General features: G+C 36.4%; 22 protein-coding genes and 1 pseudogene. 14 read left to right on the top strand and 9 right to left on the bottom strand.

Annotated elements, in window-relative coordinates:
- Positions 1–14: 14 nt before the first annotated feature.
- The 8 genes and pseudogenes from AC570I_RS20010 to AC570I_RS20045 all read left to right on the top strand — a co-directional run.
- Positions 15–152 (top strand): annotated as a pseudogene (locus AC570I_RS20010) (YfcE family phosphodiesterase); the annotation flags it as partial.
- A 75-nt stretch (positions 153–227) separates the two neighbouring features.
- On the top strand, positions 228–500 hold the full coding sequence (locus AC570I_RS20015; RefSeq protein WP_047801013.1) for a hypothetical protein: 273 nt from the start codon (positions 228–230) through the stop codon (positions 498–500).
- A gap of 1,510 nt (positions 501–2,010) precedes the next feature.
- Positions 2,011–3,225 carry a hypothetical protein gene (locus AC570I_RS20020; protein ID WP_047801015.1) on the top strand — a complete coding sequence of 405 codons (1,215 nt, stop codon included), beginning with the start codon at positions 2,011–2,013 and terminating at the stop codon, positions 3,223–3,225.
- 46 nt (positions 3,226–3,271) lie between these two features.
- Positions 3,272–4,033, top strand: coding sequence for a hypothetical protein (locus AC570I_RS20025; protein ID WP_047801016.1), 762 nt, complete (start codon positions 3,272–3,274; stop codon positions 4,031–4,033).
- 578 nt (positions 4,034–4,611) lie between these two features.
- On the top strand, positions 4,612–4,965 hold the full coding sequence (locus AC570I_RS20030) for a hypothetical protein (RefSeq protein ID WP_047801017.1): 354 nt from the start codon (positions 4,612–4,614) through the stop codon (positions 4,963–4,965).
- A gap of 595 nt (positions 4,966–5,560) precedes the next feature.
- On the top strand, positions 5,561–6,298 hold the full coding sequence (locus AC570I_RS20035; RefSeq protein ID WP_497406911.1) for an SOS response-associated peptidase: 738 nt from the start codon (positions 5,561–5,563) through the stop codon (positions 6,296–6,298).
- Positions 6,299–6,301: 3 nt separating this feature from the next.
- On the top strand, positions 6,302–6,517 hold the full coding sequence (locus AC570I_RS20040; protein WP_497406912.1) for a hypothetical protein: 216 nt from the start codon (positions 6,302–6,304) through the stop codon (positions 6,515–6,517).
- A 564-nt stretch (positions 6,518–7,081) separates the two neighbouring features.
- Positions 7,082–7,870, top strand: coding sequence for a hypothetical protein (locus tag AC570I_RS20045; protein ID WP_497406913.1), 789 nt, complete (start codon positions 7,082–7,084; stop codon positions 7,868–7,870).
- 313 nt (positions 7,871–8,183) lie between these two features.
- Here AC570I_RS20045 and AC570I_RS20050 read toward each other — a convergent pair whose 3' ends face one another.
- Together AC570I_RS20050 and AC570I_RS20055 are read right to left on the bottom strand one after the other, a co-directional pair.
- Positions 8,184–8,600, bottom strand: a complete 417-nt coding sequence (locus AC570I_RS20050; RefSeq protein ID WP_497406914.1) for a hypothetical protein — start codon at positions 8,598–8,600, stop codon at positions 8,184–8,186.
- A 19-nt stretch (positions 8,601–8,619) separates the two neighbouring features.
- Positions 8,620–9,051 carry a response regulator gene (locus AC570I_RS20055; RefSeq protein WP_497406915.1) on the bottom strand — a complete coding sequence of 144 codons (432 nt, stop codon included), beginning with the start codon at positions 9,049–9,051 and terminating at the stop codon, positions 8,620–8,622.
- Positions 9,052–9,377: 326 nt separating this feature from the next.
- Here AC570I_RS20055 and AC570I_RS20060 point away from each other — a divergent pair, with 326 nt between their 5' ends.
- Complete coding sequence (locus tag AC570I_RS20060) at positions 9,378–9,650, top strand: hypothetical protein (RefSeq protein WP_497406916.1); 273 nt, start codon at positions 9,378–9,380, stop codon at positions 9,648–9,650.
- Between the two features lie 13 nt (positions 9,651–9,663).
- Here AC570I_RS20060 and AC570I_RS20065 read toward each other — a convergent pair whose 3' ends face one another.
- The 3 genes from AC570I_RS20065 to AC570I_RS20075 all read right to left on the bottom strand — a co-directional run bounded on the left by AC570I_RS20065 (position 9,664) and on the right by AC570I_RS20075 (position 11,590).
- Complete coding sequence (locus AC570I_RS20065) at positions 9,664–9,945, bottom strand: Y-family DNA polymerase (RefSeq protein ID WP_497407011.1); 282 nt, start codon at positions 9,943–9,945, stop codon at positions 9,664–9,666.
- Between the two features lie 215 nt (positions 9,946–10,160).
- On the bottom strand, positions 10,161–10,607 hold the full coding sequence (locus tag AC570I_RS20070) for a LexA family protein (protein WP_497406917.1): 447 nt from the start codon (positions 10,605–10,607) through the stop codon (positions 10,161–10,163).
- A 278-nt stretch (positions 10,608–10,885) separates the two neighbouring features.
- The gene (locus tag AC570I_RS20075) at positions 10,886–11,590 is read right to left on the bottom strand and encodes a hypothetical protein (RefSeq protein ID WP_497406918.1); all 705 of its coding nucleotides are present in this window, start codon (positions 11,588–11,590) and stop codon (positions 10,886–10,888) included.
- Positions 11,591–11,721: 131 nt separating this feature from the next.
- Between AC570I_RS20075 and AC570I_RS20080 the strand changes: the two genes are divergently transcribed.
- Positions 11,722–11,850, top strand: a complete 129-nt coding sequence (locus tag AC570I_RS20080; protein ID WP_497406919.1) for a hypothetical protein — start codon at positions 11,722–11,724, stop codon at positions 11,848–11,850.
- 403 nt (positions 11,851–12,253) lie between these two features.
- On the opposite strand, the gene AC570I_RS20085 is transcribed toward AC570I_RS20080, so the two are convergent.
- Positions 12,254–13,324, bottom strand: coding sequence for a hypothetical protein (locus AC570I_RS20085; RefSeq protein ID WP_497406920.1), 1,071 nt, complete (start codon positions 13,322–13,324; stop codon positions 12,254–12,256).
- A 383-nt stretch (positions 13,325–13,707) separates the two neighbouring features.
- Here AC570I_RS20085 and AC570I_RS20090 point away from each other — a divergent pair, with 383 nt between their 5' ends.
- From AC570I_RS20090 to AC570I_RS20105, 4 genes are all read left to right on the top strand, one after another.
- Positions 13,708–13,965, top strand: coding sequence for a DUF5763 domain-containing protein (locus tag AC570I_RS20090; RefSeq protein WP_497407012.1), 258 nt, complete (start codon positions 13,708–13,710; stop codon positions 13,963–13,965).
- Between the two features lie 90 nt (positions 13,966–14,055).
- The gene (locus tag AC570I_RS20095; RefSeq protein ID WP_497406921.1) at positions 14,056–15,495 is read left to right on the top strand and encodes an AlbA family DNA-binding domain-containing protein; all 1,440 of its coding nucleotides are present in this window, start codon (positions 14,056–14,058) and stop codon (positions 15,493–15,495) included.
- Between the two features lie 30 nt (positions 15,496–15,525).
- Entirely contained in the window at positions 15,526–16,605 is a 1,080-nt protein-coding gene (tcmP, locus tag AC570I_RS20100) for a three-Cys-motif partner protein TcmP (protein ID WP_497406922.1), read from the top strand.
- A gap of 1 nt (position 16,606) precedes the next feature.
- Positions 16,607–17,368 (top strand): DUF5131 family protein, encoded by a 762-nt coding sequence (locus tag AC570I_RS20105; RefSeq protein ID WP_497406923.1) that lies wholly within the window; start codon positions 16,607–16,609, stop codon positions 17,366–17,368.
- Here AC570I_RS20105 and tcmP (AC570I_RS20110) read toward each other — a convergent pair whose 3' ends face one another.
- From tcmP (AC570I_RS20110) to AC570I_RS20120, 3 genes are all read right to left on the bottom strand, one after another.
- A complete protein-coding gene (gene tcmP, locus AC570I_RS20110) occupies positions 17,369–18,208 on the bottom strand; it encodes a three-Cys-motif partner protein TcmP (RefSeq protein WP_497406924.1) in 840 nt (279 codons plus the stop codon).
- 462 nt (positions 18,209–18,670) lie between these two features.
- The gene (locus AC570I_RS20115) at positions 18,671–20,014 is read right to left on the bottom strand and encodes a hypothetical protein (RefSeq protein WP_497406925.1); all 1,344 of its coding nucleotides are present in this window, start codon (positions 20,012–20,014) and stop codon (positions 18,671–18,673) included.
- Positions 20,015–20,598: 584 nt separating this feature from the next.
- Positions 20,599–21,159, bottom strand: a complete 561-nt coding sequence (locus tag AC570I_RS20120; protein ID WP_497406926.1) for a hypothetical protein — start codon at positions 21,157–21,159, stop codon at positions 20,599–20,601.
- Positions 21,160–21,462: the final 303 nt, after the last annotated feature.

A 21,462-nucleotide genomic window follows, 5' to 3' on the forward strand; every position in this document is an offset into this window, starting at 1 on the left:
AGACGCCCGATGCTGTATACTTTCTTGGCGATCTGGTTGGTTACAACGTGTGGCCAAATGAAGTCATAGCTGAAATTCGCAGGCGAGGTATTGGTACCCTTGCCGGAAACCATGATTTAAAAGTAGAAAACCTGATCACTACGCATCGATAAGCACTGTAGATTGTTCATAAACTATTTTGCTTTTACTAAAAAAGTTAGCATACTTTGTGCTGTTAATTTAAAAGTATGTCATATCTTATCTCAATAAAGTTTATCGGTGCTTTTCCTGATGGAGATAAAGTTGTTGAAATATCTGCACCGAACGGAGGTGGTGGTAATTATCATTTAATGATAAACAACTTTTACTATGGCAGCATCATTAAGTACACTACAGGCTGGAAGGTGGTTTTTCAAAATTACAATCCCGATTACTGTGCGGGCGACCTGCAACCCCTCATTGATATCATCACAGAGTACGATACACAAATTGAAAAAAGGATAGTTAAAATGAATAAATAGATAGCAGTTTTATTTAACCAGGGTAGGGGATGGAATCATCAGCCAATTATATTTTAATGGAGATCTATAACTTCGATACGATAGTTTAGAAATCGGCGTTACTGCCGAAAGAGAAAACGAATATCACGTTAGCATTGATGGAAAATATATCGGCATCATGTACACCAGCTTTTTAAACGATTCACCTTTTATTCAGTGGCATACCGGCGACCTCATTTGTGATGAGCTGGTTCACAAAATTGGAGATATGATCATGTATTGTGACCGGTAAACTTCTTTTTGGTTTGTACTTTATTGGTGATTCCTAAGAAGGCTGTGTTACGAAATTGCCTTTAGGCTATCAATACTACTTAGATCGAGGCTATTATCCAAATATCTTATTGAACAAATTCCACTTCTTCTTAGCCCGTATAAACATCGTTTTAGCACCTTCGAATTCCATGATTAATCTATTATGATTTTCAACTTTAAATTTGGACTTTTCTTCCTTCGGATGTGAAGGTTGGTCAGAAATGATAATATCATCTTCTATTTTATAGACTAAGTTCATCCTTTTCAATCTATTGGCATTGATGATATCATAAATCAGTTTCCCATTTCCGTAAATGTCATTTTTACGTTGCCAATGCTATTTTTTGTAGGTTCGTCACTTTAGTCGCTGTTCCATACAACGATAAGTTCGTTATTCATATCATTTGATTTTATTTTTGAATATAGATATTGTGTTAATGTTTGCGAAAGGGGGGCATTAATCTGGAAACCAAGTTGGTTAATATTTGATGACCACCCTCACTCCAAAAACTTTCTATAACTTCTCACTTATTTAGAGGTACAGATTATTATTAACATCAAGTAGGGCTTTGTAATAATAATGTATTTCTGCTACCGCTTAGGATTTTGAAATATATTGTGCGTTAAGCTTTTGGGTAAGGATTAGGCAAATCGTAAAAAGGTATAAACACTTCTATAAACGGTAAAACGAAATTTCCAACAATAAAATAATAAAAACATATTAATCAGATAGTTACCACATGAACGTAAAAAACGAAAATTCCGAAAAAAATATTTTAGTGCAATTAAAGTGCGGTGTTGAGTGGTTTAAGCAGATTTTAATAGCGGATAAGGATAATTGGGTGCACACATGGGCGCCCTGGATAGAAAGGATAAGGACCTCGTTTTTAAGTAATTATTAAAAATAAGTGGAAATTTGGTTTTGAATTACTGGAAATTTCGTTTTGCCGTTTATATATTCAATATTAATCCCAATAAACAGAACCTTAATCGACTGTCTTAACGTAGCTAGCCAATTTATAGAGTGTTTTGTACATGTTCTGGATCGTAAAAAAATGGTCGGTTTATGCGGAAGGATTGAGCGCACCTGGAAGAACCCCCAACTGGTATTGCCATTCCATAGATGCAAAACCAAAAAAATGAATGGAGGTCTAAAGTTATTTTGAAATTAATATTGTTTTAATCTTTATTGATTTTCTTTGAAAAAAAATGCTCCAATATGAAAATCTTAAAATGGGAATTCAAAAGAAATCCCAACCGAGGCGCTTATCTAAGCCTATGTCTAATCGTTTGTGTATTATCGTTAGTAATTTATTCCTGTAAAAAGCAATTTGGCGATGATCAATTGTCAGAAAATGTTGAATCCAGGAAATTGTTAGCAGTTGCAAAAAAGTTGTATGCAACCAGAGAGGCATCTGTAAGTCCAACAAGTAAATTCCATTTGGATTGGGAAAATTATTTTGTAGAAGGCGACAGTATTTTGGTCGTTCAATCAAGGGGAATCAATAGCCTTGATCCCGATAAAATTAACAAGGACCATGCAGCTATGATCTCCGGAACAGTTTTTAGGTTTCGGGATGAGAATGTGGTGAACGTTCGAGTTTTGGAATTTTATGGTGAGTCCTCACTTGTAAAAAACAAGGGGCTGCATATCCTGGCAGGTTATGGTTCAGAAAGGGCAGATCAGTCGGATGTAAATGGTACTGTTTTTCAATATAGCCCCCGTCATCACCGAAGCATGGGTGGATATGTTATAAAAAATGGCAATATAGATCTGAACAATCGGGTGTATCAAAGAAAGTTAATCTCAAAATCTCTTGAAGGCGAGCGTACGGTGTTAGCCAAAACCTCCTCTTCGTGCGACCCCGTATACTTGATTGTCTATATCAAGCAAACAGGACAGATCATCTCTCAAACTTTTCTGTATAATTCCTGTGATGAAGAAGGTGATTCAAAAGATTCTGATATTGTTGTGTCTGTCGATCAGGATAATTCGAATGCTTGTTCTGAAGTTGGAGATGTCCTCAAAACTGAAAATGCAGGGGAAGCGAATTCAATTACCATAGAAGCTGAGAGTCCTACTAAACGGAAAGTCATTTTAAATTGGACTGTGATCAGAAACCCGGTGGGGTTTTGGGAATTCACGAGTACTGAAATTGGCCATCATGTAAAGGTTAACGGTGAGTGGAAATGGGATCAGGATGCTGGGATAGAGCATCTAAAGACCGGTCTTCAAGGAGTTACACCGGGCGCTGACATAAGCTTTGAACAATTTGTAATTGTGCCTGTAATGGGAATTTACTACTCCGGCGTTCAGGCTTTTTTTAATTATAAATCCGTTATACTTTGCGACGATAAATTAAATCCAATAAAAGGAGTAAATATGCCTCTAAAAATAAATTCGCCAGCATGGCATGTAAATGATGGATACTAAAAAATTGTCCAGAATACTTCGATCATTATTGGTATTCCTCGTTTTTATGTCTGCTTGTACACTTGTTAAGACGCAAAAAATAGATCACTTAACTGTTGTATTGAATATCGATATGTTAGATGCTACTACAAGAAAAATGTTCTACATGCATGATGATACAAGTATGATTTGCCGAATAAATAATACTGTTGTTTACCGACAGTCTGTGGAATTTACCCAGTACAATCAGAATGCATTGAAAAACGGAAGGATGGAATTTTCTGATGATAAAAGTAGTATTGATGAAAGAACAAATATTCACCGTTTCTTTATTTATAAGCTCGGAAGTGAGTTTGGTTTAGTATTTGAACCTCAGTCTCCACAATCAAAAGGAACACGGTTTAAGGTGGACTCATTATTAAAAGAAAACCCCGTTTTTGCTGGTGGGACGACTGAGCAGGATGATCGCAATAAACTGCTTTCAAAAAAAGTTACTAAAAACGGAAAGGTTATTGAAAAGTATGTCAATCCGGGAGTAGCAGACATCAACTTTCCTGATACTACTACATTTGAATTTGATAAACACTGGAAAAGTGAAATCGATTATAGCCTTTCAAAAACTTTGGATAAAAGTAGCGGTCAAAAGCTAACAAGGGTTAACCTGAGCTTCAAACCTGTACTTCAACAAACATTAACTGGAGGGCCATCTTTACCCAAACGCTCAATTGACATGAGGATTTTAAATAAAGCGATAAGCAAATCTGACCTGGATGAAATAATGAGTGTATTATCAAGGTTTAAAAAAAATGAAGGAAGCTTAAATCAGTGATAATTTCTTGTTTCGAAAACATCAACAATGGCCACTTTCTGCAAGTGGCCATTTTGTTTAATATGAATCAGAACAAAATCAGTACACACTCACTTTGAAGGCCTCGTTGAAATCAGCACTGTGTACCTTGAGGGCTATCGGCTATTGTTCTTTGAGAAAATTACTCCTGAAATTTATAAACAGCTTATATATAAACTGCAAAATGAAATTTCCAACACTAAAATAATAAAAACATATTAATCAGATAGTTACCACATTAACGTAAAAAACGAAAAGTCCGAAAAATACATTTTAGTACCATTTAAAGTGCCGTCTTGAGTGGTTTAAGCAGATTTTAATAGTGGATAATGATAAATGGGTGTACACATGGGCGCCCTGAATAGAATGGATAAGAACCTCGTTTTTAATTAATTATTAAAGATAAGTGGAATTTCGTTTTGCCGTTTATACTTCATCTATCTTATTTATAATAAGATATTATTTCCTATGCTAAAGGTTGCATCTAACTTTATTAATTTTATCTTTAACCGCCACCTTCGCCAAGCTGCAAACCCTTGATCACAATTATTTGGAACGATATGAATATTGACGATTTTTCCTTTCACGATTCACAGATAATAGAAGTTAGAGAAACTTCGGGGCAGACAATTGATTTTTTAATTCACTTCTGTACCGAGTGGAAGAATAATGTTTTCGAAAAAAGAATTTTAAGATTTAAAGACGTTATTTATTACAATATTGATGAAATCCCAGTTAGTGGACAACCTACAATTTTGGAAATAGTTAATTTTGGCCAGCTAACAAAAATATTTGGAACTGGTACAAATCAAATTGAAGTAGTGAGAAATAAAGTTGAAATGCAAACCACTTCTGGTATTAGAACGATTGAGTATTCTGAATGCGACTTAGTAATACCGCCCAACAACCAGTAAAGAATAAATCATAGCGACGGATTAAAATATCCTAAATGAAGAACGAACTTGTTATCTATTCCTTTCTCATCTTTACTCAAACAGAAAAATAATAATTGTGCATCTGCGACTCCTTTATTTTTCTATTTTCAAAAAATCAATATATTTGAGTAGTCCTTATTGCCTGTAGGGCAATCACATCCTATGTTTTATTACGCGTGAATCGTGCTGGTATGAAATATCATTTCATGATGGAGATAAAGTTGGTGAAGTGTGTGCACCTAATGGAGGTGGAGGTAATTATCATTTAACGATAAATAACTTTTACTATGGCAGCATCATTAAGTACAATACAGGCTGGAAGGTGGTTTTTCAAAATTACAATCCCGATTATTCTGCGGGCGACCTTCAACCGCTCATTGATATCTTAACAGAGTTCGACCCAGTTGAAAAAAAAAGGCTTGACATAAACAAATAGGTAGCCATGCTTAATTACCGGGTAGGGGCTGAACTCATATGCCAATTATTGAAATTAGCCAGGTTCGGTCGGCCAATGAATATGTACTCAAGTCAGTAACCCATTGCTGGTTTATCCAATTATTTGTAATTTAGGTTTATGTGTTACAGAGCCACCCAAAAAAGCAAAACCTACGAGTACGCCGATTACTATAAGGCGCCGGTAATTGATGAGAAAGATTTACAAGATCAAATCTATTACCATGCCAATGGATTTTCGCATCCAAACCTGGTAACCATAACTGCTAAAGATGGTGAACGGCAAGCGGAGCGTATGCAGTGGGGGCTAATGCCAAACTGGAAAAAGCCACTGGCTGATATGGTGAAACTTTCAAACAACACGCTTAATGCCAAGAGCGAAACGGTATTTGAACTGGCTTCGTTCAAAGGCTCCATCATGACTAAAAGGTGCATTGTGCCCGTTGAAGGTTTCTTTGAGTACAAGGATGTTAATAAAGATAAATTACCCTACTTCATTCATCCCAAGGCGCACCCTTATTTCAACCTGGCTTGTATCTATGCTTTCTATCAGAATCCTGAAGATAAAGAATGGATTAAATCATTTTCAATCCTGACCGCACCAGCAAACGAATTTATGGCCGATATCCACAACATCAAGCTCAGGCAGCCTGTAATCATTTCAAATGAGCAAATCAATTCCTGGCTAAACCCAACAACCAGTAAAGAGGAAATCATTCATTTAATGCAGCCATGTGATGATGTGAACCTTGCTGCCTATAGGGTAGATGTAGATTTAATTAAAACCGGAAATAAGCCAGAAGCTTTAGATCATGTAGATAATACACCGGGAAGCAAAAGGGCTCCTCTTTTATTCTAATTCATGGAAATTTATAACTTCGATATCGATAATTTTGAAATCGGCGTTACTGCCGAAAGAGAAAACGAATATCACGTTAGCATTGATGGAAAATATATTGGCATCATGTATACCAGCTTTTTAAATGATTCACCTTTTATTCAATGGCATACCGGCGACCTCATTTGTGATGAGCTGGTCGACAAAATTGGTGCTATGATCATGTATTGTGACCGGTAAAATCTTTTTTGGTTTGTACTTTATTGGTGATGCCTAAGCAGGGTGGGTTACGAAATTGCGTTTAGGCTATCAATACTACTTAGATCGAGGCTATTCTCCAAATATCTTATTAAACAAATTCCACTTTCGCAAAAATTATCAGAGACTATGATAGTTCTTTCTTTGGGTTGGTTTCCGGAGCGGGAGTTTTTCTGGATGACATTATAAAAAGCAATAAATCGAATTTTAAATATGCCGCTTGGTGGCGGCTGTCTCGTGGAAAACCATCAAGTAGTTATACCGGTGCGCTGGGTATTACAGGCGAGGGATTAGCGATGTATAAAGAATATAATAATTGGAATGCTGTACAGGTCGCAGGATCATCCAGAGGCAGAGGTGACTACGTTGTACCTTATATCGGAATGGGGGAACCTGGGATTTTAAAATTTCTTATCCTGCTACGAGTGAGTACAATAGATTGCTAACTGGGGGTGGGAAACTTCTCTTGCAAGCAGATTTTATCAGTAGTGCCCAACAGCTAGTGAATCAATTAATAGTTGAGATAAAAAATAACACATCAAGCTAATGAGAAGAAACTTAGTAATTTGTATATTAATCCAACTATTTCTTTTTTCATGCAAAAATGAAAAGAAAAATAAAATGACTATGCAAAACAAAACACAAACTAATCTTAATTATGAAATCTCTTTCCATGTTTACAATCATGAAAAGTTTGAAAATTTTGTTTGGCCTAGTTCAATGTCCAAAGGTTCGTTGGATAGGGTAATAACTGAATTGGGTAGTAGAACAATCAAATATAACCCCGACACTCTACGAGACTATTATACGTACTATCAACCTTATAACTTTATACCATTAAGTAATTATGTGGATAAAGCTCAGGCAAGTAAAGAAAGTCTGTTAGCAAACCTAGGGCTAGTGAAATCGCTACTTAAGAACAATGAAAGTATTAAAGATAAAGCCTCAAAGGTGGATTATTATTGGATGTTAATCAATTGTAGTGAGACCTTTCCGGAAGACTGGTTAATTTCACCTGATTATTATTTTTCTAATGACCTTTTAGATTCGGTATTTAAGACCAAACGAGAGCTTTTATATAACCAATATCTGTATGATCTTGATGAGACCAGTCCAAATCATTTACCGGTCATCAAGAAATTAGATACTGGTGATCCATCTGTAATAAGTCCACATAGCGTAGATCCTAAAACTGCAAAAGTATTGATTGATATTCTTGATAAATTTAACACGACCGATACGTTGCTTCTAAAGGAAATTCAGCTTTTTAAAGGGTTTCTACACAAGGTTATATCCGGTGATATAATTCTTTCTTTAAATAATTATAGTCAATAGATTTTAAATGAGGCGGTTATTCTTAAAGCTTGAGGCTGCCTCATTTGATTTAAACTGTTATTCTATTTAAGATAACTTTCGACTGTATACCAATTATTTGGGGGTAGTTATGCCACTTCTTATCGGCAATATTTGAGTATCCATACCCAAATGAACCTACTCTTCGCTTTTGATAATTTTTATAAATTTTATCAATATCACAATTGCTTCTTCACCATACAGACGTATAATCTAACTCTTTGACCATGTTACATAAATTTTATTATTGCATTAATAATAATCATGTTTTCAGCTCCCTTAAATGAATAGTTTATTATAATCCTATCACCACCCGCACCTCGAAAAACCGACCATCGCTCCAGGTTTCAATACTTGCTATATCTCCATAGGTATAGACTAGCCTTTTCCTCAAGTTATCCATGCCACTATTGAAGCCATTACCACGCCTCTTAGGCGTTATCAGGTTTTTTGTGGTGATTTTAAGTGCTGTCGAGTGATGCTCAATCCTGATTAACCCCGGGTATTCAGCTTTAGTTAAATCCCCATGCTTATACATATTTTCGGCAAGGCATACGATTAAGCGTGGCATAACGAATAGACTTTCCACCTTTTCAGGTGATGCCATTATCAAATGAGCAGGGGTGCTTTGCGCTGTGAACTTTGCAATCATTTCCCTTAGCACTTCCAATTCAGTTACCAAAGGCACCACCTTATCCTGTATATTTTCCATACTTAAACCATGAGCAGGGCTATACGTTAATCAAGCCTACGCTGGTTTTGCCTGTTTCATAAACCTCCTTTAAGGCCAGGCTCAGCTTTACATCAGTAATGGGCTTGTTTAGAAATGCAAGCGCACCGGCATTTCTGGCGGCATCCACATAACATTTTTCGGTTTCGCCGGTTAAGATGACCACTTTGCTTTCCGGCCAGTGCCTCATCAGTTCTGCTGTAGCGTGTATACCGTCCAACTTTGGCATCTTTAGATCGGTAATGTAAATATCAGGTCTTTTTAGACATTGCTGCGCAACACGAATCAATTGGGCTCCATCGCTAACGGCAAAATCAACAACAAATTCGTTTTCTTCCAATATTTCAACAATGGCTTTAAGTTGCACATAGTCATCTTCAGCATAAGCAACCGTAATTGGTTGCCTTGATTCGGTAGAATATTCTTCACTCATGATAAATAGATTTAACTTTTTTAAATGCCAGCTAAATCATGAGATGTCTTACAACAATTAGGGGAATGCTAATTTAAGAAATAGAAAATAAATAATCCTATAAAAAAAGCCTTTAATAAAGGAATGATTGATTGTGCATCTACTATAAGATTTCCTTTTCTATACCTGTTTTTATCTCTTCTCTGCTCTCCACGGTTTCTAGCATCACTTTTTCTAAAAATTATCAGAGGTAATGCTATTATCATCGATAAGCACTGCCAATTGTTCATAAACTATTTTGCTATTACTAAAAAAATTAGCATACTTTGTGCTGTTAATTTAAAAGTATGTCATATCTTATCTCAATAAAATTTATCGGTGCTTTTCCTGATGGAGATAAAGTTGTTGAAATATCTGCACCGAAAGGAGGTGGAGGTAATTATCATTTAATGATTAATAACTTCTACTATGGCAGCATCATTAAGTACAATACAGGATGGAAGGTGGTTTTTCAAAATTACAATCCCGATTACTGTGCGGGCGACCTTCAACCCCTCATTGAAATCATCACTGACTACGATACACAAATTGAGAAAAAGATAGTTAAAATGAATAAATAGATAGCAGATTGACTTAATCAAGGTAGGGGATGGAATCAAGGGCTTTTCTTCTGTTTCCAGAACAATTACTTCCTGGTGCTTTTGGTGCCCTTTTGTTGGCTGCTTTAGCCAATACCATGGTAGGCGTCACGCCTACGCTCACCGGAATGCCGGTATAGGCAGCCACCGTTTCTTTGATACGGGCATAAGCGGATAGGTTGCTAAAACCACTGAAACCAAAAAAACATTCGTCAATGCTGTGCACCTCCACCTCGGGGATAAAGCGCGCCAGGATGGTCATTAAACGTGCGCTGATGGCGCCATATAAGGTTTAGTGACTGCTAAATACCGCAATGCAATGCTTTTTAATCTCGTCCCTGATTTAGAAGTAGGGTGTACCCATGGCAATCCCACAGGCTTTGGCCTCGTTCCGGGGGGGCAATTACACAACCATCATTATTGCGCAGCACCACCACGGCTTTACCGTTGTATTGTGGTTCAACCAGGCGGTGACAACTGGTGTAAAAGTTCTTAAAACCGGCCAGTGAGAACATGCTGCAGGTTGGTATGGGGTGAACAGATCCAGGTTACGGCACCAAAAATATTAATGCTTTTTCCCGTTACATTCAAGCAGGCGTCCATACTATCGTTAACGCACATATAAACCGCATCGCCCTTAACCAACAGCTTACGCGTAAGCCACTCATCATCTACCCAGCAAACCACCAGCATGCCCGAGCTTACCTGAACCAATTTATCCACCACAATGATGCTGCCCTTCATTATGCCGAAATAGCGCATCTGCTCGTCATCGGACTCAAAATAAAAGGTATTGGTAGGGTCGGCCACAATTTTTTGCGCAATGTGCAAACGCCGTTGGTTGTGTTCCCCGGCAGGAGAGTTAGAGCCCAAAACCCGGCCGGGGTTATCCAGAGTGTCGAGAACATTATTTTTAGGTAGATCTAGTTGACGTATCATAACAGGGTGATTGATTAACAAAATTACTAATAATATTAGTATTTGATATTAATGTTATCAACACTTCGGTTGGTTATAGTTAATCAATCAAAAAACGTCATTGTGAGCTGAAGCGGGACAAAGTGTATGGAGCGAAGCGATCGCAATTAGATTGTCCTTTAGCGATTGCTTCGGCTCACACCGTCCGGCCTCGCAATGACGAAACTCCAATGCATTTAAAGGCTGGCTGGAAAATCTTTACTCATTTTCTTCAATGATTCCAACTGCTACCTCAAAGGCTAATGTTCTTGTTTTGTGCTATCGATGATAGTTAATTCATTCCATGGAATGGCGATAAAATTATAATAAGCAGCTCCCGGTTCCATTTTTTGTAAAAAACTAAATTCCCAGCAAAGCGCTTTTAAGAAATTATTGTATTCAAATCTGATCTGATAGTGCTTTAAATCGTACCCTCGTTTTTTAGCTTCATCAAATGCAAATTTTCTGATCGACTGTCTGTTTAGAAAACTGTTTTTACCGCCAATGCCCTCCTGCGGCCAGTTTAGGTACAAAACCTGGCCGTAATCGTCTAAATGTAGCGTGATATTGTATCTGATAAATCCTATCGATGTATCTTTCAAAAACATATTAATCTCATAACGTGGCACCACCCTATGACGCTTGTGTGGATTTTTGTCTTCCAGGTAGGCCCGGATGTTCACAATCTGTGCATTTACAAGATGTATCGAGTCCTCGAAGCCATCAAATGAATCGGCTATAATTTGCCTTACTTCCATTTGAATATCCTTTGGGAGTTGATCCAACGACTTCACTGTTTTTGATGCCCCTTGATAATTGTATTCGGTTAAATTATCATCTTTTATTACCATATTTTTCTGAGAAAAAGCAGAAAACTTTAAAACTGATGTCATAAATATCAAAACAACAGCTTTCCGTGGTAAACTATCCCATTCTATCGTCCGTAAAGCGATTTTAAGTTTCATAAGTGGAAGTTAACACATTAAGTGAGAAAAAGGATTTCCTGTGTGAGCATTTAAGTGATAAATTATTTTGATTTTCACATTAGCCTTTTATATTACAACAGGCGATATCTTGAAACCAAATTATATCCGATATGATTGCCGGTAATGCCGCTGTAATTATCAATAAACATACGCTTGATAAAACTTTAACCGGAACAGCATATCCCATTGAATACACGGAATTCTCCAGCTTTTCCAGATATAAGGGATACAAACTATAGCAATAAAAATACCTTCAGGTGCTGTGGGCTTACTTTCGTCCTGCTTAGCCTCAGTTTCAATTTGCTTTTGAATTGATTAATAAGTTTCGTGAAGATATCTTCTTTGTGACGTATATGATTAAATCTGGTGTGTTGGCGCTGCTATCCCGTGACTCATGTCTTCACGCGCCACTTTCAGTTTTTCTGAAAATCTTCGTCAACAGCGAGAATTGCGGGGACGCTTTCAGCTTTCGCCTTTTAGCTTTTAGATTCTCCCCCGAAACCTCAACCTTGCATCGTCATCCCCGTATTAAACGGGATGTACCTCGCGCAGGCTGCCTGTCCCGACCTTCATTCGGGAGGGATCTTAAGGCCTTTTCCCACGGAAATACAGAATACAAGGAATTTGGTTCCATCCTTCACTTTATATGCATAAACAACCTGCTTCAATCCTTAAATCCGTAATGAGGTAACCTTGTGCGTCCAATTGTTGTGTAAGGGTAAATTGCTTAGCGTAATGCCTTGCCAGGCGCCGCCTCAATTTATTCAGATCTTTTTTTATAAGGTGCGATGCATCACTTTTGGGGATGTATTTCGTTGTGAATTGAAGATGATTTTCGTTCTGTTCAATATAAATTTCCGCAGCTAATCTAGATGTTGTCCTTTCGGTCGATTTCAATAGTCGCGCTACCAGGTTGAGATAAATTAAAGGAATGATATTAAGATTTTGGTAATTAACGGTCGATTTAAATCGTACTTCAAGTTTTTCTACTTCGTCATGTTCAATAAATCTAATTAGGTTTGGAATCTGGTCAATCTCCGTCGCTACAGGAACAGTGCTATTGTCGGATGCGTAAAAAACATAATTTACCAGCTTAAGCAAACTTTCACGAGTTTCTGGTGCCCCTGGTCCATCCGTTTTTTCATCTGGCTCCATATATTTAATTGATGAATAGATCATTGTAAAGATGTGATCGTTCAGCAATAAATTCCGCTCTGCTTCACTGATCACATCATTAAATAAAAATAATTTCACAAATGCTTTACTTACCTGAATTTTTACATGCCACACTTCACTATAATAGTAGTAAGCCAGGCCTAATAATAAATACCAGAACACACCAAATAATAGCTCCAGGAAATTTATCGTATCATCCGTTTTTGGTCCAGTTGACCAAGACGACTCGGAAAGTTCGACTATCATATGAGACATTCCCATGTAAATAGCAATTTCTGCAAGTGTAAGCCCAAGGATAATAGAATGTTTCCATCCTAACCTGGATATTAATGGCATGCAGATTAGATAGTGACAATAAAATAAAAGCCATGCGGGGATGAGCAGTAATTGATAAGTAGGTGACCAAATTAGGTCTGGAGTATAAGTACTGGTATAGTGAGCAGTGAAAATACAAACCGCAATCAGCAGATGATGCCAGTATGGTTTTACAGATTTAGCGGGCGGGTTTTTTTTATCAAAAGCAAATATTTTTTTCATGATTTACAAGAAGGCTAAATGCCGAAATCATGAAAAATGGATGAATAACAATAGGTATGCTAATATAAGGAATGTTTTATCTGAAAACAAGAGCAATTATAAGTTATGATGGAGTAATCTATAACTGAATCTATATCGCTGGGTTCTCCGGTTTCCCGTAAAATCATTCAAATCTATTTCCCTAAGTTAGGCTTATGATACACTTTATGTCTTCAATTAAACATCTTCCATCTTACACATTTCTAGGTATTGCATTTTTCATGGCAATTCATTTAATTTAAACCTTAATCCAAATACGCTCATTATTGAAAACGCTGCTCATCCTTTTATTCGGCTTAAGCCTGTTTCACTTAACACCTACAAAGCCTTCAGTGAAACCGCCCGTGGCTACCTGTTACGGCAATAGCCCCTGTTATGCCTGTTCAAATTGTAGCCGCTGTAAACACTGCGGGGCAGGAGGAAGTTGTGGTGTATGCTCCACCAAAACCAATAACTCTATTAATACTTTTCGTAGCACTGCAAAAAACACTGCAAACAAATCCTCCTATTATTTCGGCCAGTGCAAAGCACTAACCAAAAAAGGGAGCAGGTGTAAACGAAGCGGAAATGGAAGTGGCTATTGTTGGCAACATGGTAAATAATGAAGGATTTTTTTTCATCTATAGTTCATTTTGAACAAGCATTATCACTATTAAAAGTAATTAGATTATCATTCATAAATACAGCTCACGATGAAAAATCATGTTGAAGATATTTTAGATAAATTTGAAAGAAGTATTGATTTGAAGCAATCTTATCTGAAAACCGACTTAGAAGAGAATTCAGAAATTGAGTTTAAGAATTCACTGCAAACAAAAGCTGATACCATAGATAAAACTTATCTCAAAACCATTTCTGGATTCGCCAATAACTCTGGAGGAACAATAATATTCGGTGTTTCGCCTGAAAAACATGAGATCGTCGGTATTAAAGAGGAATACGAAAATCTTGATGGCAGATATGTAAGTAGTACGATCAGTAATGGCTTAGATGGCTCTTTCAAATTTCATTTTGTTACAAAGAGATTCTTATCTAAAGTAGTCGGCTTTTTAGTAATCGAAAAAGCGATAAGCAAGCCAGTAATCATGAAAGTTGATGCAGCGGATTTCAAATTAGGGGAGATATACTATCGTTATCCTGCTCAAACTACTAAAATTCAAGCGCAAGATCTCAGGAGAATTATAAATGACGAGGTTGTTTCCGGCATAAATCGAGTAATGGGAAATATGAATAAGTTGATTAACATAGGTGAAGATGCAGCTATATTGGATACCAGCTCTGGAGTGATCGATACTGGCGATCATCAACCTAAATTCGTTCTTGATGAAAAAGTTCTTAAAAATTTAAATCTCATTAAAAAGGGGGAATTTGTTGAAGAGCTAGGTTCGCCCGCTTATGTAATAAAAGGTGAAATTGAGACTGGTAGTATCGAATTTGTAGAAAAGACTATATTATCAAACTTATATGAAAGCGATATAATAAAATATTTCACATCTTGTTCTTGTGACTGTCCAGAATTGGTCATGGAAAAACTCCTTAGCCTAAGCTCACCATATTTTCCGATTCACTTCTTTATGAATCAATGTAAATGGAGTGTGGAAGAAACTTTAAAATTTATCGAATCCCCAGCGATAAAAAGCATGAAATCTAAGATAGCCGAGAAAATACGTGAAAGAATTACTACAGACTACCAATATAGCAAGAATGGTGTTATCATCGCTGAAATCACCGAGAAATTAAAAGATGGCAAGTGTAAAGGTGCAATTGTATCAGGGGTCTTAACGAAATATGGATTCTCAACAACCATGCACTCAAAAGTGGTGAGAACAATGATTTTTAATACAATTAAATCATACGAAGTTGTCGATCAACAGACATTTAATGATTATCCTGGATTAGTAGTAGATGCGCTTTCCAATCTCGAACACGAGCATATTACAACTAACCCTGACTATGTTTTGGGCATCATAACTAAACTTTATCCTCAAAAAAATAATACATTTTTTAAAAAAGCTATATGTTTCGTTGATAAAGTGCTTTACAGCTCTCAGCCAATAGCTCTAGCAAATTCTGAAAGAGCGGAGAAGGCCCAAAGTGAGGAAAACATATCTAGGCTGGAAAAAATTAATTAATTTTTACTAATATTTTTAGTATATTTGAGTATGGCAGGTAAGAATCTGTTTAGGAAACCATTTGATGAGGGTACAGCAATAAAGCTTAAGCTATATAGTGATTACTTGAAAGAATGGGCTCCTGTTTTTTTATCAAAGAAAAATCCAATTTGGAAAACAGTACAAATTTTTGATTTTTTCGCGGGGCAGGGGAGAGACTCAGCAAACAATCCGGGCAGCCCTTTGATTGCAATTGATGTCGTGAGTTCATTTGCAGAATTAATTAGAAAGAGAGAAATAAAAGTTATCTTACATCTTAATGAATTGGATGAAGATAAGTTTCTTTCATTGATAAACTGTTTAAAGGATGTGCGAGTGAATTTTGATATAAAACCATATCAAAGAGATTTTAAGGAACTATTTAATGAACATTATCAATCGATGAAATATTCAGCTAACTTTCTTTTTTTAGATCAAAATGGGATTAAGGAAATTACCTCTGATTTATTTGTTCGTATAACACAGCTCCGTCAAACTGATTTTCTTTTCTTTATATCATCATCTTATTTCAGGCGATTTGCCAATACTCCTGAATTTCAGAAATACTTTCCATTTGATCCGGTTGAAATGCGCAGCATACACTATTATCATGTTCATAGGAAAGTGGTGGATCACTACAAAAGCTTAATACCTGGGAATAAGGTGTATTATTTAGCTCCATTTTCAATTAAAAAGGACAAAAATATATATGGATTGGTGTTTGGGACAAACCATACACTTGGTATAGAGAAATTTCTTAGTGTGGCTTGGAAAAATGATACGTTGAGAGGTGAGGCAAATTATGATATCGATAGCGAAAGAATTGATGTAACGGCACCTGGTTTATTTCCAGAATATAATATTCCCAGTAAGAGAGAAGTCTTTGAAAAAAAGCTCGCCCAACTAATCAAAGAGGGTAAAATACTTATGAGAAATGAAGCTTACGTATATGCATTGAATGAAGGCTTTTTGCTGAAGGATGCTAACGTGGTGATGAAAAAAGTAAGAAGCGAAAAAAAAATAAAATCTGAAATTACATATATTTTAACAGATTTGCATAGAAATTTAGAGTACCAAGGTTTAATTTTATAATATGGCACAGTCAAACATAGAGTGGACAGAACTTACATGGAACCCGGTTACAGGTTGCAGTAAAATAAGCCCAGGTTGCAAATTCTGCTACGCAGAATCAATGACCAAACGGTTGACCGCAATGGGAGTTGAAAAGTATAAAGATGGCTTTAAGGTACGGGTACATCCTGATACATTGAATATTCCGTTTACATGGAAAAAGCCTAAAGTTGTTTTTGTAAACTCAATGAGTGACTTATTTCATCCTGATGTACCTCTCGAATTTATTAAGGCTGTATTTTTGGTTATGAATCAAACTCCACAGCATATTTACCAGGTTTTAACAAAAAGATCTGAAAGATTGGTAGAAATTGCTCATGAATTGAAATGGACAAAGAATATCTGGATGGGCGTTTCGGTTGAAAACGAAGATTACACCTATAGAGTAGATGATTTATCTATTACGCCAGCCCACATAAAATTTTTATCTATTGAACCACTAATCGGCCCTGTAAAAACATTAAACCTTGGCAATATTGACTGGGTAATTGTTGGTGGCGAATCTGGACATAAAGCACGACCAATTGAAAAATCGTGGGTTGATTACGTTAAAAAGCGTTGTGTAGAATCGAAAGTTGCATTCTTTTTCAAACAATGGGGCAAGCCCAAATTTAATGTAAATCAAAATGACCCTACAATTGATGCAAAACATCCCAAACATGCCAAAGGTGGTTGCGAGTTAGATGGTAAGATTTACAGAGCTATGCCCAAGAAGGCTGCATAATTAATCTTTTTTGTTATGTTTAGCTACGATGTCGTTCGCTATTTTTATAGCACTTTCATTATTCGACGCACAAAAGAAATGATACATTAAAGAGTTGTTTTTGTTGACTATAATGTAAGGTTTAGATATCAGTTTGAATACTGTATTTAATTTCTTAGCATATATCTCAAATAACTTTTCATTAGCCTTAGTGGTTTTAGTAATTATCCTGTTGATACCAAACAGGTCAGGGATTTCATTCTCTTGATAAATACTCGAAATTATTTCTTCCCGTTTCACACCGAAAAACTTCTCTAACCTGTTCCACCAGGCTTCAGAAATTTTTAAATCCTTTTTTAACAAGCGGTTCGCACCAACACCTGTTGGTGCTAATAGCCATAAATCAACACCCAGATTTTTCAATACTTCAATTGATTCCCAATCCAGACTCATTCCAAATGGATCAAGAAAAACTAATGCTTTACGCATCTTATCGGCTCGTAAATATTCTGCTAGTCTTTTAAGTACAGCGTTGCAATCTTCGGCAACGACAAAAACATTTGATGGCCGTATCGAGCGAACCGCAAAATCCAATAATTGTTTCTTTTCTTCGTCTTTCTCAACAAAGTAATAAATATCAAAACTCCTTGGGTTAGCAATACTTACTATCTTTTTTGCGGCTCCTTCAATTATCTTGAAATCATTCTTGTTACCTATTTTAATATCGCCGCTACCCGCAAAACCATCAAAGTAAGTCAGGTGAAATCTCTGCTTATTCATGATAGTTAGATATGCAGTTGTGTACTTTTCGAGTATTTCTATTTTTGTCTGTGTCCAGATACCGCCAAATTCATTTTCCATTTGAGTGCGTTTGATTTGTTCAAGATAAGATTTTTCTTTTGTAAGAGAGTATGATATTTATTTATTTTCAATATGGACATTTAAAGTTATATATATTTTCTACTCTGTATTCAATGATTATTAATGACTCAAAAGTGGGTGTGAATAATAAGTACACCATTCATTGAGTTTTCACAAAAAACAAATGATTTGAAAGGCGGGCAGGGGCTAAATTATTCAAAGTTTTACTAATATGCTTGCTTATTTCACTGAACAACAATTTGATTTGATATTGGAGTTAGGTGAGAGGTACTTGTGAATTGGTTAGATGAATATTATCAAGAATAATGTCAGTTCTTCAAGCTATAGAAGGTGAAAAGTTATCAGTATGTTATCAATGTTTGTGTTCAAAATTGTTAAGCCTGAAGATGTCGGTAAGGCTAAAAATTCAATGTCCTTTTTGATCAATCCGATCCTATATTTTCATGAATTTTTCGATAGGTTAGGTATCGGTTGATTAAGAGTCCTCCCACTATAAGGGTGTAGATCGGGTATCAGGCTAATAATCTTCCCTTCGTCAAAGAAATAGTGAGCAACCTGAGGATTGAACAATATAGGGTTTAGTGGGATTTTCGCATTAGGGTTATGGAAAATGCTTGCGCCAGCAGACCATGGCTCACCTGAATGCTCATCAATGTTCAATATAGCCATCTTCGGATTCAGCGCACCCGGTTCGTGATCGTGAAAGGCTACAAACCAGGTTAGCGTGTGTTCAAGTGTCCCTATTCCAGCCTGCATACCGAGCCTATTGAATTTTGCAATTGTTGCCGTTGGGTTGAAAAAAACCGCACTGATGTCTTTATAACCATCTTGATGGAATAATCCTGCAGGGATTTCCATACCGTTTTTTTTGATAAAAGGCCCCACTTCCTCAAACACCTGATGAGGCCCCTTGACTGTATCTTCGTTGATCTTAGGCTTCACACCGAACAAAACAACTAAAAAAGCCTCAAATGTCCAAGTCATGGAACCGGTATCATGAAAATCAGCCATAGCAAGAACAAAAGGAAGACCCTTCACATGCTCCTTCTCCCAATACTTTTTCTTTACTTTATCATATATGGCGCTCGAAACCATCAAGGGAACTTCATTCCTGAGAAGTTTATTCATTTCCTCAGGAGTTTTCATGTCTTTAGGTTCGAAATCACTATTCTTCCTACTCACTATAACAGCCTCAACGGCAATTTTAACTTCGCCCTTCTCAACAATATAATCCGGAGCATCATGATTCCTGTTAAAACTAAAGAGCTGCTCCCTAAAAAAGCAATATAGATACAGTTCCCATAATCTGGCATCAAAACCGTTTATCGATTGAAACTGATCCACAAAATTGCCATCCACATCTTTATAATGGTAGCTAACTTCCCTAATCGCTTCCTTCGCAGAAGAATATGCGCTGCTATCCCGCAAAAGGGCAAAAAATGGATGTTCCTGATCAGGCTTATTAATCGCTTGAAAAACATCAAAGAACTTTGCGTCACCATGAGAAATTACCTGCTCTTTTAGCATTTCTTCCCCGAGCACAACCCGAGCACCAGCCAAATCTGCAATATCAATCTTGATACTAACAGCTTTATATTGTCTGGATTCATCTCGTGATAAAACAATCGTCAAAAAATCTCTGTCAGTATTGTCCTCCAAAATAATCCCAAGCAAGCCACCATCAGAGCTTGAATAGTACTCAAGCTCCGTGCAAAGCGCTCTTGCAAAAGGCTCCCTGGTGAATAAAAGGTATAAATCAGCTAAGTTTTTTGAGATTGGCTCCATAGTGTTATAGAAAGTTTTGGTACAATAATGTGAATATTCCAAACATCATCTTTAACATTCAGCAAAGGTGAACATGTAATCCCTAAATTTACGGAAAATAACTGTAGTGGATATACCAACGTAAGTGTACCATCCATTTCGGTCCAAACTGGTCGAAGATTTGTTGATCGGATTTTCTCAATGATGTCTCTTTCCCCTCAAAAGTTTGAGGTCTGGGCAAAAATTCTTTTTCTCTTCAAGCCCATAGTAAACTCGATTCCATTTAAGCTGATTTTGATTCCTGATTCTGTTACTATCTCTTACCTGATGTAACTTTTTGATTGACTTTAAATGATTTTGGCTAAAAGTCGGATACTTGCTCTAAGAATTTAAAAGTCAATTTTTTCAACAAAAAACGAGCAATCAGGGCTTCTAAAGGACAAGTCATATTTTGTGATAGATGCTTCGAAAGTAGCCAGATGAGATTCTAGACATATATGCTGCAGGAATTATTCAATCCTGGAGAAAAAGTTATCTAAAATCGGCAAGCGGACATTGTCTGTCGATTTTTTACGGTTAAAATACTGACAAAGGATATTCTAGAACTAACTATCTTGCTTGGCTGGCTTTAGCAACCTATAAATTTTTGGTTTTGCTCCTCGTCCCTTTTTGGAATCTTCTTTTTCTCCAGTGTCGAATATTACTCCATTAAAGGTTTTGGAAAAACGATCTGCTATTTCATTAGGCTTGTATAATACACCATATTTGTCCTGTATTTTATTCAAAACATCAGTAATTAGGATGTTATCTTTTGAATCATATGTACTTAATATTACCCTGATTTGGGCATTAATATCACGTTGCTTATAAATGATTTTCTCTGGTGGTCCATTTTCTTTCCTAGATTTTATTCTTAATTGCGTCTTTTCCGGTAGCTGCTTAAATTTTGGGAAGGGATGTTTTGGGTTACCAAATTCGAAATATCGCAATGAAAAGATACATGAAATAGACTCTAACGTGTTCAAAACTAACCCCTTTTTTTCTTCAAGCACCCCATTTATGACTTCACTTGTCGTATCAGCAAGATGAGCTATGTCAACGCTAAACAAGCCAAATCGGCGCATGTATTTCCTTAATTGTTTCGCATATTCTGAGGATACAGACATAGAAAATTAATTATTAGAAATTATTATATATTTATAATAATTTCTATTATATTTGTTATCAGTTAATTAAATCGACAAATAGGAGGGTGTAATTTTGCTTTTACAGTATTATATATGAACAAATACAGGCTAATTTCGTATGAATCAATCATAAGCTGACTTATAAATTGAGCTTGTTACCTAAGTGGTATGCTGCTTAATAAGGTGGCTGTAAGTGAATCATTTGTGACATTCAAGGTTGCAAAAGGTTCGTGACGATATTTCTTTAAAAAGCAGTAAGGTTCGCTTATTTGCCTTATAGCT

This window comes from Pedobacter sp. A2324 (genome assembly GCF_059693705.1).

Bases quoted from the DNA above. Each gene is read 5' to 3' on its own strand.
- AC570I_RS20015 (WP_047801013.1), top strand. From the start codon at position 228: ATGTCATATCTTATCTCAATAAAGTTTATCGGTGCTTTTCCTGATGGA.
- AC570I_RS20020 (WP_047801015.1), top strand. From the start codon at position 2,011: ATGAAAATCTTAAAATGGGAATTCAAAAGAAATCCCAACCGAGGCGCT.
- AC570I_RS20025 (WP_047801016.1), top strand. From the start codon at position 3,272: ATGTCTGCTTGTACACTTGTTAAGACGCAAAAAATAGATCACTTAACT.
- AC570I_RS20030 (WP_047801017.1), top strand. From the start codon at position 4,612: ATGAATATTGACGATTTTTCCTTTCACGATTCACAGATAATAGAAGTT.
- AC570I_RS20035 (WP_497406911.1), top strand. From the start codon at position 5,561: ATGTGTTACAGAGCCACCCAAAAAAGCAAAACCTACGAGTACGCCGAT.
- AC570I_RS20040 (WP_497406912.1), top strand. From the start codon at position 6,302: ATGGAAATTTATAACTTCGATATCGATAATTTTGAAATCGGCGTTACT.
- AC570I_RS20045 (WP_497406913.1), top strand. From the start codon at position 7,082: ATGAGAAGAAACTTAGTAATTTGTATATTAATCCAACTATTTCTTTTT.
- AC570I_RS20050 (WP_497406914.1), bottom strand. From the start codon at position 8,600: ATGGAAAATATACAGGATAAGGTGGTGCCTTTGGTAACTGAATTGGAA.
- AC570I_RS20055 (WP_497406915.1), bottom strand. From the start codon at position 9,051: ATGAGTGAAGAATATTCTACCGAATCAAGGCAACCAATTACGGTTGCT.
- AC570I_RS20060 (WP_497406916.1), top strand. From the start codon at position 9,378: ATGTCATATCTTATCTCAATAAAATTTATCGGTGCTTTTCCTGATGGA.
- AC570I_RS20070 (WP_497406917.1), bottom strand. From the start codon at position 10,607: ATGATACGTCAACTAGATCTACCTAAAAATAATGTTCTCGACACTCTG.
- AC570I_RS20075 (WP_497406918.1), bottom strand. From the start codon at position 11,590: ATGAAACTTAAAATCGCTTTACGGACGATAGAATGGGATAGTTTACCA.
- AC570I_RS20080 (WP_497406919.1), top strand. From the start codon at position 11,722: ATGATTGCCGGTAATGCCGCTGTAATTATCAATAAACATACGCTTGAT.
- AC570I_RS20085 (WP_497406920.1), bottom strand. From the start codon at position 13,324: ATGAAAAAAATATTTGCTTTTGATAAAAAAAACCCGCCCGCTAAATCT.
- AC570I_RS20095 (WP_497406921.1), top strand. From the start codon at position 14,056: ATGAAAAATCATGTTGAAGATATTTTAGATAAATTTGAAAGAAGTATT.
- tcmP (WP_497406922.1), top strand. From the start codon at position 15,526: ATGGCAGGTAAGAATCTGTTTAGGAAACCATTTGATGAGGGTACAGCA.
- AC570I_RS20105 (WP_497406923.1), top strand. From the start codon at position 16,607: ATGGCACAGTCAAACATAGAGTGGACAGAACTTACATGGAACCCGGTT.
- tcmP (WP_497406924.1), bottom strand. From the start codon at position 18,208: ATGGAAAATGAATTTGGCGGTATCTGGACACAGACAAAAATAGAAATA.
- AC570I_RS20115 (WP_497406925.1), bottom strand. From the start codon at position 20,014: ATGGAGCCAATCTCAAAAAACTTAGCTGATTTATACCTTTTATTCACC.
- AC570I_RS20120 (WP_497406926.1), bottom strand. From the start codon at position 21,159: ATGTCTGTATCCTCAGAATATGCGAAACAATTAAGGAAATACATGCGC.